At 41.0% G+C, this 17,352-nt stretch carries 10 protein-coding genes; 5 read left to right on the top strand and 5 right to left on the bottom strand.

The window, feature by feature from the left end:
* Nucleotides 1–141 precede the first annotated feature (141 nt).
* The 3 genes from DXB58_RS24425 to DXB58_RS24415 form a co-directional block, all read right to left on the bottom strand.
* Nucleotides 142–1,887, bottom strand: coding sequence for a phospho-sugar mutase (locus DXB58_RS24425; protein ID WP_122138537.1), 1,746 nt, complete (start codon nt 1,885–1,887; stop codon nt 142–144).
* Between the two features lie 164 nt (nt 1,888–2,051).
* Nucleotides 2,052–3,689, bottom strand: coding sequence for a C69 family dipeptidase (locus DXB58_RS24420; protein WP_122138540.1), 1,638 nt, complete (start codon nt 3,687–3,689; stop codon nt 2,052–2,054).
* A gap of 25 nt (nt 3,690–3,714) precedes the next feature.
* The gene (locus DXB58_RS24415) at nt 3,715–5,367 is read right to left on the bottom strand and encodes a M23 family metallopeptidase (RefSeq protein WP_122138541.1); all 1,653 of its coding nucleotides are present in this window, start codon (nt 5,365–5,367) and stop codon (nt 3,715–3,717) included.
* 198 nt (nt 5,368–5,565) lie between these two features.
* Here DXB58_RS24415 and DXB58_RS24410 point away from each other — a divergent pair, with 198 nt between their 5' ends.
* From DXB58_RS24410 to ald, 5 genes are all read left to right on the top strand, one after another.
* Complete coding sequence (locus tag DXB58_RS24410; RefSeq protein WP_122138536.1) at nt 5,566–8,190, top strand: zinc-dependent metalloprotease; 2,625 nt, start codon at nt 5,566–5,568, stop codon at nt 8,188–8,190.
* A 32-nt stretch (nt 8,191–8,222) separates the two neighbouring features.
* Nucleotides 8,223–11,570, top strand: coding sequence for a SusC/RagA family TonB-linked outer membrane protein (locus DXB58_RS24405; RefSeq protein WP_122138535.1), 3,348 nt, complete (start codon nt 8,223–8,225; stop codon nt 11,568–11,570).
* An 11-nt stretch (nt 11,571–11,581) separates the two neighbouring features.
* Nucleotides 11,582–12,919 carry a RagB/SusD family nutrient uptake outer membrane protein gene (locus tag DXB58_RS24400; RefSeq protein ID WP_122138534.1) on the top strand — a complete coding sequence of 446 codons (1,338 nt, stop codon included), beginning with the start codon at nt 11,582–11,584 and terminating at the stop codon, nt 12,917–12,919.
* 432 nt (nt 12,920–13,351) lie between these two features.
* Nucleotides 13,352–14,035 (top strand): WG repeat-containing protein, encoded by a 684-nt coding sequence (locus DXB58_RS24395; protein ID WP_122138533.1) that lies wholly within the window; start codon nt 13,352–13,354, stop codon nt 14,033–14,035.
* Nucleotides 14,036–14,164: 129 nt separating this feature from the next.
* Entirely contained in the window at nt 14,165–15,271 is a 1,107-nt protein-coding gene (ald, locus tag DXB58_RS24390; protein ID WP_122138532.1) for an alanine dehydrogenase, read from the top strand.
* A gap of 148 nt (nt 15,272–15,419) precedes the next feature.
* On the opposite strand, the gene DXB58_RS24385 is transcribed toward ald, so the two are convergent.
* Together DXB58_RS24385 and DXB58_RS24380 are read right to left on the bottom strand one after the other, a co-directional pair.
* Nucleotides 15,420–16,358: a nitronate monooxygenase family protein gene (locus DXB58_RS24385; protein WP_122138531.1), complete on the bottom strand. Its 939-nt coding sequence runs from the start codon at nt 16,356–16,358 to the stop codon at nt 15,420–15,422.
* 169 nt (nt 16,359–16,527) lie between these two features.
* Nucleotides 16,528–17,253 (bottom strand): DUF4858 domain-containing protein, encoded by a 726-nt coding sequence (locus DXB58_RS24380; protein ID WP_122138530.1) that lies wholly within the window; start codon nt 17,251–17,253, stop codon nt 16,528–16,530.
* Nucleotides 17,254–17,352 lie beyond the last annotated feature (99 nt).

Below are 17,352 nucleotides of genomic sequence, written 5' to 3'. Positions count from 1 at the left end.
TACTCGGGACTTACACCCGTTAGATAATGCTCATGCCGAGCGTACAATGAAGCGCCTCCACAATCTTCAAAAGATGATGGAGGCGCTATTTTATTATTTATCTTTTTATGATCTATATCTGAAATTTCAGAAGAGACAAAATCAGATACCCAATGATTTCTTCACTGCTTCAATCTTTTCCATGGCGGCAGACTCGGCAGAAGCATAACAGTTGCGGCATCCCATTTCACCCTGAACTTCCATATAGAACTTAATCTTCGGTTCTGTACCTGAAGGACGAACAGAAACTTTACTACCGTCTTCTGTGAAATATTGAAGAACGTTAGATGGTTCCGGCATATCAATTACAGTTACGATCCCTTTATCGTCTGTCTGTTTCAAAGTCTTATAATCTTTGCTCAAGATCACTTTAGAACCACCCAATTCTTTCGGAGGATTAGCGCGGAAGTTTTCCATCATCGCTTTGATTTCTTCAGCACCGCTCTTACCCGGTTTCACTACGTTTACAGTAAACTCTTTAGAGAATCCATATTCTACGTAGATATCGAGCAACAACTGATACAAAGATTTGCCATTATCTTTTGCCCATGCAGCAACTTCAGCAATCAGACAGCAAGCAGATACAGCATCTTTATCGCGAACAAAATCTTCAGCAAGGAATCCGTAGCTTTCTTCACCACCACCGATATATTTCTTTTTACCTTCACGCAGACGGATTTCACGGGCAATCCACTTAAATCCGGTATAGCAGTCAAGCATTTCGATGTTATTCTTATCAGCGATTTTCTTGATAAGTTCGGTAGTAACGATTGTCTTCACACAGAACTCATTACCTTTAATCTTACCCAGTTGTTTGTATTGAGTCAGAATATAATAAAGGTACATCATACAAGTCTGGTTACCGTTAATCAGTACCCATTCGCCCTTGTCATCCTTACAAGCGATACCCACACGGTCAGCATCCGGATCGGAAGCCATTACGAGGTCAGCATCAATTTCTTTGGCAAGATTCACAGCCATGGAAAGAGCTTCCGCATTTTCAGGATTCGGAGATACAACAGTCGGGAAGTTACCGTCCTTAACCATTTGTTCGGGAACAGTGAATACGTTTTCGAATCCCCACATCTTCAATGCACGCGGAATCAACATCATACCTGTACCGTGAATCGGAGTATAGACAATCTTCATATCTTTGTGACGGGCGATAGCTGCCGGATCAATAGAAACGGTTTTCACCATGTCCAGATAAATCTTATCAATGTCTTCACCGATAATCTGAATCAAATCAGGATTTCCCAGGAATTTAATGTCAGCAGCAGAAGCAATGGCATTCACTTCATCAATGATACCCTTATCATGCGGAGCCAACACTTGTGCACCATCATCCCAATATGCCTTGTAACCGTTGTATTCTTTCGGATTGTGAGAAGCAGTCAGAATGATACCGCTCTGGCAACCGAGGTGACGGATAGCAAAAGACATTTCCGGAGTCGGACGCATATCGTCAAACAGATACACTTTAATGCCATTGGCAGAGAAAATATTAGCAGAAGTCTCTGCAAACAAACGGCTGTTGTTACGGCAGTCGTGACCTACTACTACAGAAATCTGCGGCAGATCCTTGAAGTTCTTCTTCAGATAATTGGAAAGTCCTTGAGTGGCAGCACCTACCGTATAGACATTCATACGATTACTACCTACTCCCATGATACCACGCAGACCCCCAGTACCAAATTCAAGGTCTTTGTAGAAAGCTTCAATAAGTTCGGTTTTATCATCGTTTTCCAACATGCGTTTCACTTCAGCCTGGGTTTCAGCATCATAAGCCGGGGTTAGCCATTTTTCGGCTTTTTCAGTGACCTGTTTAATAAGTTCCTGATTTTCCATTTCGATTGTTATTTATTGGTTAATGAATTATTTATTATCAATTTCTTGAGCACACAAATGTAAAATAATAAGTTTATAAATCCTAGTTATTCAATTGAAAATTGAGAATTGAAAATCAAAAAATGATTGATTACTGTTATTTCTCAATTTTCAATTCTCAATTCTTATTTTACCAAATATCTGTCACCGGTCTGTTTGACATATTCTTGCAAGAATTCTTTCGGATATCCGGGACGGATCACACCGGCTGGTTGTCCGATAGAATTACGCTCAAACTTACCATCTTTAACACGCTTCACTACTCCATCATTATACTTCACAATCAAGAATGTACCTAATTGTTTCCAAGTATCGAAAGTGCTCTGTGCAGTCATATTTGTATAATTTGTCAGGAAATCAACTGCTGCATTCTTATCTTTAGCCAACAGTTTGGCAGCCATCTCTTCAATGCCTTCCTGTGCATTGTTGAAAGTCGTTTCCATTTCTTTCTGCGCTTCCCGTACATCACCGATCATCAAATCATAACGCGGATAGACCATATTAGATACCCAGTTGAAAATCCAGAAAGCTGAATTCCAGGAGAATGTTATATAATCGGCTCCATCTACACGGGTATAGCATACCGGAACTTTCGTTGCGCAGCAATAGACCGGAGTAAATACCGTCATGTTGGCATCATCCACACCAAACCAAAGTACACCACCTATCGGGTCCGGCTTATGAGCACGCATCTGTGCAACAAATACAAATCCGCTTTGTTGAGTGGAAATGGGACGTTCGTTGAAATATTCCTTGTCGTCTACCTTGAAGTTCAGAGGAGAAAGGCGATATGGCGTCTTATAAGGACCTGCTCCGAAATCATTGGAAATATCAAGAGGCGTACCTTCATAGTGGTCACGCATCATATCTTTCACATCCTGTACAGACAGTTTTTGTTTCGGTTTCACAAAAAGAGGCATCGGAGTATCGGTCTTTCCCTCAATATAAGGAAGATAATCTTTTCCGTTATCCGTGAACTTATTAAAATAGCTCCACACACGTGCCTCACAGAAACGGCGGGCACCAAAATCAAGAGGTGCATAGGCCAGCGAAAAACTAAAATCTTTGTTTACTCCATTAAAATATCCCTTCTCGCGGGCAAAAGAAACCACATCCGGAGAGTACAGACAGTTCTCCTTGTCATTCATATCAAACTGGTGGATACGTGACTGATTGGCATGAGCCGAGATACAATCATCGGGTACACGCACAGCCACCCAAACAGCTCCACGGATTCCGGGACCTTTACCAATCATTTCCATGATCCATATTTCGTTCGGATCGGCAATAGTAAAGGACTCTCCTTCGCTATAATAACCGTATTGCTGCACTAAATCGGTCATGATTTTAATTGCTTCACGGGCGGTACGCGAACGTTGCAAACCAATATAAATCAGACTTCCGTAATCAATAATCCCTGTAGAATCCGCCAATTCCGGACGTCCGCCGAAAGTAGTCTCACCAATCGTAACCTGATATTCATTCATATTACCGACTACATTGTAAGTCTGGCGTGCCTGCTCTATTTCTCCCAGATACTTGCCGGTATCCCATTCATACACTTTCAACATCGTTCCCTTCGGGTAGGTAGCAGCCGGATAATGATAAAGTTCTCCGAACAGGCCATATGAGTCGGCAGAATAGGAAACGATTGTCGAACCATCGGCAGACGCATTCTTTCCGACAATCAGGTTAGTGCAGGCGAAAGTGTTCGCCACAGCTGCCATAAATACGGCAGCACAAAGAATAATTCTTCTTTTCATAAATATATGATTCACTTTTAATAATTTACCAAACAAAACTTTCACGAGCCACCGTTTCATTTCCACACCCATCGGTCACTGTAAACTCGACAGTATGCTTTCCACCCTTCTTCACGTGTTTCGGATCAAGTACGCATTCCCAGTACGATTTCACAATATTGGGGCGTCCGAAAAGTGCATACTTACCATCAATCGTTCCACGATAGGAAGCAATTCCCGCCCCCTGATCTTTCAACCGATAGACAATCTTTCCGTTTCTTCCCCACTGGTTCTTATTGACAGGAATAATCTCCGGCGGAATGGTGTCGATGGCAACAGTATAAGTTCCCAGCTCCCTGATAGCGGCTTTCATGTATCCGTCTTCATACTTTCCGCCTACGCTGTACTTTCCGCCCTTCGGAGTGATGCGGGCTACATAATATTTGGTCGTATCGGCAACCGGCTTTCTACGCAACCCGATACGAAGTTCACAAGCTGCATGCAATGGAACCGTTTTATCATTCAGTTGATAAGTAAAAGCAACGGCACCACTATCCGCCTTCATCTGATAATTGAGGGGGACATCGTCATACAGCATTCCTTTCGGAATAACCAGGCTCAATCCCGGTTCTTGCAAATAATTAGTCTTATTCCAGGTGAAATAATATTTCTCCCGATGATTCAACGGTTCAACCGGCTGCTTCCGGCCCCGTACGGTAAAACGATAGTTGGAAGTGTTTCCGAAAGCATCTTTCAATGTATATAAGAACTGATAATCCCGTTCCTCGTCAATCGTCACCAAACCACGATTATCATTCGACGCTTTCAGCAGACGCAACGTATTCCCCGGATCAATAAAAGATTTCATATATTGTCCATACGTCCATGAGTTAATCATCCGGTTTTCTTCCTGCGAGAAACGATCTACGGTGCTGCGAAATATTTCATTCCCATCTACCGTGAGCACCACAGAATAAACTCCGTAATGGTTACTTACGCCATCCATGTAATCGTATGCCTTGATGCCCAGTCCTATCACTCCCCATGCTTCCACAGGACGTTCGCTATTGGGAAGAATCGTTTTATTCTCCTGCTTTCCATCCACCACTCCTTTACCCGGTTGCGGAAAAAATAGGATGCCATCAGCTTTCGGAGCACGTGTATCTTTTATTTTCGACTGGAAAAAAGGCATAGGGTCAATATAATCTCCCGATTCCGTTTCAAATACATCCAGATGAAGATGTGGGCCGAACGAATATCCCGTATTGCCGCTCCATGCAATCTGTTGACCTCCTTTTACCGGATATTCTCCCGGTTCGGGAACAATCTCCACTTCCCAGTTCTCTTCTTCATATTGAAGTTTCTCCACCCTTTCGGCAATGGGAGAAACAAAACCGCTCAAATGGCGGTTGATAGTTGAATAACCATTATGGTAGCAGACATCAAGTACATATCCCGATCCATTCGTGACACGAATACGTGAAATATAGCCATCAGCAAGAGCACGAACGGGTTTACCGATCACTCCACCTGTTTTAAAATCCAGCCCGCCATGGAAGTGATTGGAGCGGATTTCGCCAAAGTTTCCACTCAATGTAAGAGGAAAGTCAAAAGGAGGCACAAAGGTAGCTTGCTTTTTCTCTTGTCCATACCCTCCGATGCAGCAAGCTAGCATCAAAGCTGTGATATATCGTCTCATCATTCCACTCACTTTTTTACTCCCGCAAATGTACACTATTCCCACTAAACTATGAAATATCTGGGAGGAATGATGGCCTTAGATTCTAGTTAATATTTCTTTTTAATGTTATATTCATTGCAAATCAGTAGTCATTATGTTATTAATATTAGTACTTTTGTGGCTGTTTTTTAATTATAATTAAAAGTTAGAGACTCAATGAGAATGTATGTAAAAGTAATGGCAGCGGTCATTGCATGTATATTGCTGAGTGGAGAAGCACTCTCGGCATTTGCAATTACCCCCGCTACAGAAAATCTGAGTTGGTTTAAAAAGAAAAAGAAGAAACCAGAAGAGAAGAGTAAAAGCGACTACGAAAAATTAGTGGAAGACAGTAAAACTACAAAAGGAATGTTTGCTGTACACCAAAAGAAGAATGACTATTATTTTGAAATTCCTACCTCACTTTTGGGACGTGATTTATTAGTTGTCAACAAACTGCAGCGAGTTCCTGCCGAACTTAATGATGCAGGTGTAAACCGTGGAGTAAACTACGAGAATCAGATGGTTTGCATGGAATGGGATAAAGCTACGGGCAAACTAATGCTACGACAACAACGCCCATTACCTCTGGCCCCCCAAACGGATGCTATCTTCCGTTCGGTAAAGGATAATTTTATCTCTCCGTTGATTGCCGCATTCAAAATAGAAGCGATTAATGCAGATTCTACTGCATTAGTAATCAAGGTGAATGATATTTATGACGGTACTGAAACCAGTATTAATAATGTATTTACTAATATCAATCTGGGTACTTCGGCTATCAAGAAATTATCACGTATTTTATCCATCAAATCCTTTTCAAACAATGTCGTGGCAACTTCCGAGTTGACCACCAAAGTTACAGAAGGAACTACCACTGTTTATGTGACGGTGGAAGTTAGTTCTTCTATTCTCTTGTTGCCCGAAAAACCGATGATGGGACGATTCGACAATCAGAAAGTCGGTTATTTCACTAATCCGTTATTGAGTTTTAGTGATGCACAACAGGGTACGGATAAAACACAGTATATCACTCGCTGGCGTATGGAGCCCAAACCGGAAGACCGGGAGGCTTATTTGAAAGGTCAGCTTGTGGAACCTGCCAAGCCAATCGTATTCTACATTGATAATTCAACACCTTACCAATGGCGTACGTACATTAAAAAAGGTATCGAGGACTGGCAGATTGCTTTCGAAAAAGCTGGTTTCAAGAACGCGATTATCGCCAAGGAAATCACAGACAGTATGCATGTAGACATGGACGATGTTAATTACTCGGTACTGACTTACGCTGCTTCAGAAAAGAAAAATGCAATGGGACCTTCCCTGTTAGATCCACGTTCCGGAGAAATTCTGGAAGCTGATATTATGTGGTGGCACAATGTGCTTTCTATGGTACGCGAATGGATCACTGTACAAACTGGAACTGTGTGTCCGGAAGCACGCAATGTGCAATTACCCGATGCTTTAATGGGAGATGCCATCCGGTTCGTTGCTTGCCATGAAGTAGGCCACTCATTGGGACTCCGTCACAATATGATGGGATCATGGGCTTTCCCGACGGATTCATTACGTTCCGAAGCATTCACTTCCAGAATGAATTCTACCGCTTCATCTATCATGGATTATGCACGATTCAATTATATTGCACAGCCTGGAGATGGCGTAAAAGTTCTTTCTCCGCATATCGGTCCTTATGATATGTTTGCTATCGAATATGGCTATCGTTGGTATGGAAAGAATACTCCGGAAGAAGAAAAAGATATTTTATTCGATTTCTTGAGTAAGCATACCGATCGTCTTTATAAGTATAGTGAAGCGCAGGATGTACGTGACGCGGTAGATCCACGCGCACAGAACGAAGATCTGGGTGATGATCCGGTTCGTTCTTCTTTATATGGCATCGAAAACCTGAAACGTATCGTTCCACAAATTCTTCAATGGACTACTACCGGAGAAAAGGGACAAACTTACGAAGAAGCGTCGCGTCTCTACTACGCAGTTATCAACCAGTGGAACAACTACTTATATCATGTACTTGCCAACATCGGTGGTATCTATATTGAAAATACAATTGTAGGAGACGGTGTCAAGACTTATACATTCGTTGAGAAAGAGAAACAAGAAGCTTCATTAAAATTCTTGATGGATGAAGTATTGACATATCCTAAATGGCTGTTTGACACGGAAGTAGGACAATATACCTATCTGCTCCGCAACACTCCAATCGGAAAACAGGAGAATGCTCCTACTCAAATCTTAAAGAACGCCCAAGCCTATATCCTCTGGGATTTACTAGGCAACACTCGTTTGATGCGTATGATAGAGAATGAATCTGTCAACGGAAAAAAAGCCTTTACAGTAGTGGAGCTTATGGACGGACTTCATAAAAACATTTTCGGTATTACCGAACGTGGTGGCATCCCTAATGTTATGGAACGTTCTTTGCAGAAAAACTTCCTCGATGCATTACTTACAGCAGCCGCAGAACCCGAAGCTGTAAAAATCAACAAGAAGATTGCAAACGAGCATTTTCTGCTTGACCATGCTACTCCTTTCTGTAGTTGTTATGCAGCCGAACAACGGGCACTTCGTCAGGAAGACCGAATGGGTGCTCCACGTGTGCTCAACTTCTACGGCAGTCAGCTCAACCGTATTTCTGATGCTATCTCGGTGAAACGTGGAGAGCTATTACGTATCAAGAAATTGTTGCAGAACCGCCTCGGCACTTCTGATACTGCCGCACGCTATCATTATGAAGACATGATTCTACGTATCAATACAGCTTTGGGAATCAAATAAAACAAAATCAATCACTTTAACAATCTATATTGATGAGAAAAAAATACTTATACGTTCTTATATGTTTTCTTGTTAGCACGCTGGCTACAGCCAACGCTGCAAATCGCACAATCACCGGAGTCGTTATATCCGGTGAAGACAATGAACCTCTAATCGGTGCTTCTGTATATGTTAATGCAGACGATTTGAAAAAAGCTGGAGTATCACAGACTTCTCTAGGTACTATCACTGATATGGATGGCAAATTCTCCATTTCCATTCCGGAAAAGGTGACCAGACTACATTGTAGTTATATAGGTTTTGAAGAACAAAATATCGTGTTGCAAGCTGGAAAAGATACTTATCGTATTGTCCTTCAAGCTTCATCACACACACTAGGAGACGTAGTAGTAACTGGTTATCAAGAACTGGAACGTCGTAAACTGACTGCTGCTATTGCTAAAGTAGACGTTACAGACGGAATGGTAGGCGCAGCAAAAAGCATCGACCAGGCATTAGCCGGACAAGTTGCGGGTGTAGCCGTTACGACAACTTCCGGTGCACCGGGAGCTCCTGCACGTATTCGTATCCGTGGTACAGCTTCATTGAATGGAACACAAGACCCGTTATGGGTATTGGATGGAATACCTTTGGAAGGGACTGATATTCCTGAAATCAACAAAGATAACGATAATGACATCGTAAATATGTCCCAATCTTCTATCGCAGGTTTGAGTCCAAACGACATTGAAAGCATTACGATATTAAAAGATGCAGCTGCTACTGCTATCTATGGTGCACGTGCTGCAAATGGCGTAATTGTGGTAACAACCAAAAGAGGAAAAACCGGAAAACCTGTTATTAACTTCAATACCAAATTGACTTACACTCCAAATCTCAATACTTCACGACTCAACTTATTAAACTCGGAAGAGAAAGTCGATTTGGAACTTCAATTATTGAAAGAAGCACGATTTGACATATTATGGGGGTTAACAGATCCGATAGCAGTATTTCCTGAAAAAGGTAAAGTCGCCGCGATCATGAAACAATATGACTTAATAGACATCTATAAAGAACAAGGCTGGAACGGACTGACACCTGAAGCCCAAAATGCTATAAACAAACTGAAAACAATCAATACAGACTGGAATGATATATTATTCAGAGATGCTTTCACACAAGAATATAACTTTAGCATTTCCGGTGGTAGTGAAAAGGTTACTTATTACAATTCCCTCGGTTATGTAAAAGAAAACGGAAATGTACCTGGCGTAAGCATGAGTCGTTTTAACCTGACCAGTAAAACGTCTTATCAAATCAACAAAATGTTAAAAATTGGAATGTCTATTTTTGCCAACAGACGTAAGAATAACACATTTATGACCGATACTTACGGACTTATCAACCCTATATATTATTCACGTATCGCCAACCCTTACTTTAATCCGTTTGACGAACAGGGAAACTACCTGTACGATTACGACGTAGTCAAAAGCAGTGAAACAGATGAAAAGCAAGGCTTTAATATATTCGAAGAACGGGCAAACACAAATAAAGAATCTGTCACCACAGCCATCAATTCTATCTTTGATGTTCAACTACGCTTTAACGATCAGTGGAAAGTTTATTCACAGATTGGTGTGCAATGGGATCAATTGTCTCAAGAAGAATATGCTGGGCTAAATTCATACAATATCAGAAATATACGTGAAAACAATAAATATTGGAAAGATGGTGTACAAACCTATCTTATACCAGAAGGAGGTATGCTTAAAACAACTAATAGCACAACCTCACAACTCACATGGAAAATCCAGGGAGAATACAAAAATACATTTAGCGATATACATGATATACAAATAATGGCCGGCTCGGAAATCCGTAAAAACTGGGTAGACAACCAAGCCTCAACCGGATACGGATATGATCCCAAGAAACTGACATTCCAAAATCTCATATTTAAAGATGAAACACAGGCTAATGATTGGAATCTAAAAACCAAGTCATACAAGGAAAACGCTTTTGCTTCTTTCTTTGCCAACGGTTCATATACTTTAATGAATCGTTATACATTGGGAGGAAGTGTGCGCATGGATGGTTCTGATTTATTCGGAGTAGATAAGAAATATCGTTTCTTGCCAATCTATTCGGTAAGTGGTTTATGGCGTTTATCTAATGAATCGTTCATCAGACAATACAAATGGATCGATAATTTAGCCCTTCGTCTTTCTTATGGCTTACAAGGAAATATTGATAAGGGAACCTCTCCATTCCTAGTCGGAAAATATGATAATGTGAGTATTTTACCTGGCTACAGTGAAGAAAACATTATTATCAATAGTGCTCCCAACAGTAAATTACGCTGGGAAAAAACAGCATCTTACAATCTAGGAATAGATTTTTCTGTACTCAATCAAGCCATCAATCTTAGCGTAGACTACTACTATAGAAAAGGAACAGACTTAATTGGTTCTAAAGCATTAGCTTTGGAAAATGGATTCACTAATATGTCTATAAACTGGGCTAGCATGGAAAACAAAGGTGTCGAAATAAACCTGCAAACCCGTAATATTACCACTAAAAACTTCTCTTGGTACACAACTTTCAACTTCGCATATAACCAAAATAAAGTACTAAAAGTACTTACAGATAAAAACCAAGTGACTCCTAGTTTGGAAGGATACCCCGTAGGTGCAATCTTTGCATTGAAAACCAAAGGTATAAACCCCGAGACAGGACAAATCTATCTTGAGAATAAAGAGGGGAAAGCTGTCACTGTAGAAGAATTATTCAGAATGACATCGAATGAAGACGGGCTTGGCACTTACCAAATAGGACCAAATACTGAAGAACAAAGAGAGTTCTACAGCTATGTCGGAACGTCAGATGCTCCCTATACGGGCGGTTTTCTAAATACGTTCAATTACCGCAATTGGGAACTGAATCTGAATTTTTCTTATAATTTTGGAGCACACGTAAAAACTACTCCAAGTTATAATGTGTCTGACTTAGATCCAGGACGCAATATGAATAGAGACATACTGGATAGATGGACACCGGAAAATAAAACAGGAAAATTCCCAGCATTAGCAACATACAACTACAATCCGGCTGACTACTACTTGTTCAGTACTCGAAATGACATTTACAGATCATTGGATATTTGGGTAAAAAAACTAAGCTTTGTACGTCTACAAAATATACGTCTTGCTTACCGGGTTCCATCCGAATGGCTACATAAACTAAGTATCGGCGGAGCAACTGTAGGATTAGAAGCTCGTAACCTATTTGTTATCAGCTCAAATTATGATAATTATATGGATCCGGAATCAATGGGTAACTTATACTCTACCCCGGTTCCTAAATCCATCACCTTCAACCTAAGTCTTAACTTTTAAAAAAATAGATTATGACAAAGAAAATATATTATATATTCACATTTATAGGAAGCCTGCTATTATCTTCCTGTGATAGTTATTTAGACATACAACCGGTAGGCCAAGTAATTCCCAATACGCTGGCTGAATACAGAGCTTTATTCACAACAGTCTACAACACTGCACTCAATGACAGAGGAATATGTGAAATCCGAACAGATATCGCAACAATATTACAATCTGATGCCACTTCCAAAAACTCTTTAGGAGATGTTGAGAAATGGAATGATGTAAATCCGAATGCAAGTACGAGACAATTTGGATGGGCAGGCTATTATACCAATATTTATTACGCCAACGCAATCATCGATAAAAAAGATGAAATATCAGAAGGAAGCCAAGCGGATATTAATCAACTAGTTGGAGAAGCTTACCTTATGAGAGCATATATGCATTTCATATTGGTTAATCTTTATGGACAACCTTATACAGCTACCGGAGCATTAGAAACCAAAGCAGTTCCACTAAAACTCAATACTGACTTAGAAGAAATACCATCAAAAAACACTGTAAAGGAAATATATACTTCTATATTGTCTGATATAGAAACAGCACGGAAGTTGATTAATAAAAAAGAATGGGAAGTTCAATATTCATACCGTTTTTCAACATTGTCTGTAGATGCTATGGAATCACGGGTATATTTATACATGGGTGAATGGGCCAAATCTTATGAAGCTTCAGAACGTGTATTAGCCGGAAAATCAACATTAGTGAACCTGAACGATGAAGGAGGCAAACTTCCTAATGAATTTACATCTGTAGAAATGATTACTGCCTATGAAGTTTTCCCGAATAACGATTATGCCGGATCACTCCTACTTTACCCTTCATTTTTACAAGAGTATGAGGAAGGGAAAGATCTACGACCAAACAAGTACTACAAAGCAAATGAAAATGGGAATTATACTTCCATCAAAAATGGTGAATCTAAATTCAAATGCACTTTCCGCACCGGAGAACTTTATTTAAATTCAGCAGAAGCTGCTGCACATTTAAACAAATTACCAGAAGCACGTACCCGACTCTTAAAACTAATAGAGAATCGTTATACATCAGAAGGTTATGAGCAGAAAAAGAATGAAATAAATGCGATGAGCCAAGAAAAGCTAATCACAGAAATTCTGAAAGAACGTGCTCGTGAGCTTGCTTTTGAAGGACATCGCTGGTTTGATTTACGCCGAACTACCCGGCCGGAAATCAAAAAAGTAATTGAAAATGTAACCTACACACTTGTACAAGATGATTCCCGTTACACATTGCGTATTCCACAAGATGCAATTGATGCTAATCCAGGACTTTTAAACTAATACAGGCATTCTTCATAGAAATCGCCTGACATAGACTAAAAAAAGCTCTCTTTACCTAAAACGTAAGGGGAGCTTTTTTTAATCCATCTACTAACCACTTCGTATTTTGTCTACACACCTCATTCATCGCAAAATCTTTATCCCTCAAAATATTGTTCTTTAACAAGAAATCCGTATCTTTGTAGCGACTTATTACGATTAATAACGTAGAAGCGTTTAGAATATTATCCCTATTCAGAATCTGGTAAATTCATCAACAGTGGGGTAATGACAACTAAGCGTTCACGTCTTTGTTATATGCAAGGGCGTGGACTCTGTTGTTCATTCACTGTTGGGCTTACCAGAGCCTTGAATAGAATGAACTAACGACGTCCACGCTTCTCTTGTATATATATGGTATCCGGACGCTTACCGCACAAACAATCAAGAAAAATGAGCAACACTATTACAAAGTTCTTTGCTTCTTTTTTAGCTTATGGGGTAGCTAATAAGAAAAAGCGCTTTTCGGCAATTGGCCGTTTCTCTGAAGGATTGGCTCCGGTTAAAGGAAAAATCCAATGGGGATACATCAATAAAGGATATGACGTTGTCATCCCTCTAATGTATGAACAGGCTTTCTCTTTTAAAGAAGGATTAGGAATGGTAGTACTCAATTCCCAATACGGATTCATCGACCATACCGGACAGGTACAGATTCCGTTTAAGTACGCAGCCGCTCACTCGTTTGAGCAAGAATGCGCGCGTGTATGCCACGATGGATTATGGGGACTGATTGACAGACAAGGAAACTACATTCTTCCACCGACTTACAGTCAAATAGAACAATTCGCGGAAGGATTAGCTCTCGTCTCGCTACACAACAAGATAGGATTCATTAACAAGAAAGGAGAAGTTGTCATTCCCCTGGAATATGATAATGGATGCTCTTTCTCTGAAGGATTGGCTGCTGTCTGTATTGAAAGTCAGTCGTCCAAGTGGGGGTATATAAACAAAGACAACCAAGAAGTACTTCCTTTTAAGTACGATATTGCAGAACCCTTTTATAACAACATAGCTCGAGTGGGTCTCTATGGAAAAAGCATGAAAATCAACAAGCAGGGCAGTGAATGTCTATAAAATAACCACTCTACGCATTTATTCATCTCAACACGCGAGGCATTCTGTTCTAAAACATCCCCTTACGAATAACAACGTAAGGGGATTTTTTGTACATTCGAACATGTTAAATCTTTAATACGTAACATTATGATTATCGGAGTACCAAAGGAAATCAAAAACAATGAGAACCGTGTAGGCATGACACCTTCAGGAGTGGCCGAAGTGGTAAAACAAGGGCATCGGGTATTTATCCAACATACAGCGGGAATAAATAGCGGTTTTCCGGATGAAGCATATCAAGCTGTCGGCGCGCATATCCTGCCAACAATAGAAGACATTTACGCCACTGCCGAGATGATTGTAAAGGTGAAAGAACCGATAGTCACCGAATATAACTTAATCAGAAAAGGACAGTTACTATTCACTTATTTCCATTTTGCTTCCGACCGGGAGTTAACCCTCGCCATGCTCTCCAACAAATCAATATGCCTGGCTTATGAAACTGTAGAAGAAGCAGACCACTCATTACCTTTATTAATTCCTATGAGTGAAGTTGCCGGACGTATGTCTATCCAGGAAGGCGCCCGTTTTCTGGAAAAACCGCAAGGCGGAAAAGGTATTCTTTTGGGAGGTGTACCAGGTGTTAAACCAGCTAAAGTATTAATTTTAGGAGGTGGAGTGGTAGGTAGCAATGCCGCACAAATGGCTGCAGGAATGGGGGCAGATGTCACTATTACAGATATAAATCTGGCACGTCTGCGCTATTTGAGCGAGACACTGCCGAAGAATGTAAAGACATTATACGCATCCGAACTAAGAATCAGAAAAGAATTGCCGGATGTTGATTTAGTTGTCGGCTCTGTACTGATTCCCGGTGATAAAGCACCACATTTGATTACCAAAGAAATGCTTTCAATAATGCAGCCTGGCACAGTATTAGTAGATGTAGCAATCGATCAGGGAGGATGCTTCGAGACCTCTCACCCGACCACTCACAGTGCACCGACCTATATTGTAGATGGAATCGTGCATTATGCAGTAGCTAATATTCCGGGAGCTGTACCTTACACTTCCACCCTTGCACTGACCAATGCTACCCTCCCCTATGTGATCGCTTTAGCAAATAAGGGATGGAAAAAAGCCTGCAAAGAGAATCCAGCATTAGCACTCGGATTAAATATCGTAGAAGGAAAAGTCGTTTATAAGGCCGTAGCCGACGTATTTGGTTTAAAGTACGATCCTATCAGCCTATAACTATGCATTTTCACCATACAGTAACACAAAGTCTTACAGAGTTTTTTCTTTTTCAAAATAAGGCCATCTCAATGTCTTACGCCTTCGATTGATGACCTTTTAAAAAAACTTTGCAAGACTTTGTATTACTCTGTGGTGAGCTATATCTTTAAAATAAATAATCTTTCTTTGCTGCCCGTTGATAAGCCGCTACCAATTCGTCCATTACTTCTGCCACAGACTGCCGACGGGATATGATTGCCGAAACTTGTCCGATCTCCAATTCCCCTTCTTCCAGATCACCTTCGAAGATTCCTTTTTTAGCACGCCCCCGTCCTAATAAAGTTCTCAAATCTTCTGCACTAGCACCACTATCTTCAGCCTTCTCTACTGCTTCGCGGAAAGCATTCTTTACCAAACGCGTCGGAGCCAGCTTTTTCAACAACAACTTAGTATCCCCTTCACCGAGACTCAAGCAATAATCTTTAAATACCGGACTCGCTGAACTCTCTTCAGTAAGAGCAAAACGGGTTCCTATCTGCACACCTTCGGCTCCCAATACCATAGCAGCCAGTATTCCTTCTCCTGTGCCGACACCTCCTGCAGCTATCAAAGGTAATGTTGTAGCCTCACGTACAGCGGGAATCAAACAGAAAGTCGTTGTTTCTTCGCGTCCATTATGCCCTCCGGCTTCGAACCCTTCTGCCACTACCGCATCTACTCCAGCCTCCTCACATTTTACAGCAAAACGGGAAGAAGAAACAACATGAACAACCGTTATTCCACGCTCTTTCAACCATCCGGTCCACGTTTTCGGATTTCCGGCAGAGGTAAAAACAATCTTCACTCCCTCTTCCACCACAATATTCATAATCTCTTCTATCTGGGGATACATCAAAGGAATGTTTACACCAAAAGGCAGTTTCGTGGCCGCATTACATTTACGGATATGCTCGCGTAAAGTCTCCGGATGCATAGAACCGGCACCGATCAATCCCAGTCCACCGGTATTGCTCACAGCAGAAGCAAGACGCCAACCGCTGCACCACACCATACCACCTTGAATAATAGGATACTGAATACCCAGAAGAGAAGTAATTCTATTCATAACCAATAATTTATCTATGTGTTAATATACTAAGATACCAATAATAGCGACAGAGCTATATAACAATGCGCCAACATAACAACACACAAATATACTAATTATTCAATTACAAACATTCTCTAGTCAGCACATTAGCGCATTGCTACATCAACACATCATTATAACGCCTTCAACGGGCAATCTGTTCGATTGGTTTATTTATCAACACAGTGGTAGAATCTCCATAAGTTCTCAACACTTCCAATGTGCGGGCACGGTTATCCCGTCCCGTCTTATTCCAAAAATCTTTTGTAAAGACAGCCATCAGGTCAAGTCCGCCGATAGTTCCACCATTGATATACACTCCACCCCCACCAAACAAGGGAATAGGTGCATCCATCACTACCGTGTTCACCATCATTCCGTTAGCACGTTCACCCAACTGACGGAAACGCACCCCACTCGCCTGTATCTCATCCAACGACTTACGCATTCCCTTTGCCATCGGATTGCGTGCCCAGTTTGAATAAGATCTTTGATGGCGTATCTCGTAGAAAGGATCACCCCGCCAGGTATTTTTATCGATCTTTATCTTCTTCTGATAGATGGGATCCCAGTTATAGCGGGTATTCGCTTTATATGGCATCAGAGTCAACATCACTTTCGGTTTAGGCAACGCTTCAGGAAGCGATTCATCAGGCATCATCCAGCTTTTCTCCTCCGACATCCGGGGAGTACCCACTGCGCTTCCGAAATCAATCGACTTCACAGCATCCATATTTAAATGCAACTCCTGGTCACTCTCCAGCAATTTCTTCAAATGCAAAGAATCTTGTGCCGTCCATACTTGCGAATATGCAAATACAGCGATCAGGCACAGTGCCATCGTTGTTATAACCCGTTTTAATCCATCCATCCTTTTTACTCTTTCATTACCTATATTTCGGAGCACTTCATATACATTTGCACGTATGAGAAGCTATCTTTTGAGCGTAACAATCCCCCTGTCAGCAGC

The sequence above is a fragment of the Bacteroides sp. OM05-10AA genome (genome assembly GCF_003439055.1).
In the GTDB taxonomy this organism is placed as follows: Bacteria; Bacteroidota; Bacteroidia; order Bacteroidales; family Bacteroidaceae; genus Bacteroides; species Bacteroides intestinigallinarum.
This window is presented reverse-complemented; position numbering and strand designations above follow the sequence as displayed.

What these genes read in the sequence shown, in the direction of transcription:
- DXB58_RS24380 (WP_122138530.1), bottom strand. Translation starts at nt 17,253, where the DNA reads ATGGATGGATTAAAACGGGTTATAACAACGATGGCACTGTGCCTGATC.
- DXB58_RS24405 (WP_122138535.1), top strand. Translation starts at nt 8,223, where the DNA reads ATGAGAAAAAAATACTTATACGTTCTTATATGTTTTCTTGTTAGCACG.
- DXB58_RS24395 (WP_122138533.1), top strand. Translation starts at nt 13,352, where the DNA reads ATGAGCAACACTATTACAAAGTTCTTTGCTTCTTTTTTAGCTTATGGG.
- DXB58_RS24415 (WP_122138541.1), bottom strand. Translation starts at nt 5,367, where the DNA reads ATGAGACGATATATCACAGCTTTGATGCTAGCTTGCTGCATCGGAGGG.
- DXB58_RS24385 (WP_122138531.1), bottom strand. Translation starts at nt 16,358, where the DNA reads ATGAATAGAATTACTTCTCTTCTGGGTATTCAGTATCCTATTATTCAA.
- DXB58_RS24400 (WP_122138534.1), top strand. Translation starts at nt 11,582, where the DNA reads ATGACAAAGAAAATATATTATATATTCACATTTATAGGAAGCCTGCTA.
- DXB58_RS24425 (WP_122138537.1), bottom strand. Translation starts at nt 1,887, where the DNA reads ATGGAAAATCAGGAACTTATTAAACAGGTCACTGAAAAAGCCGAAAAA.
- ald (WP_122138532.1), top strand. Translation starts at nt 14,165, where the DNA reads ATGATTATCGGAGTACCAAAGGAAATCAAAAACAATGAGAACCGTGTA.
- DXB58_RS24420 (WP_122138540.1), bottom strand. Translation starts at nt 3,689, where the DNA reads ATGAAAAGAAGAATTATTCTTTGTGCTGCCGTATTTATGGCAGCTGTG.
- DXB58_RS24410 (WP_122138536.1), top strand. Translation starts at nt 5,566, where the DNA reads ATGAGAATGTATGTAAAAGTAATGGCAGCGGTCATTGCATGTATATTG.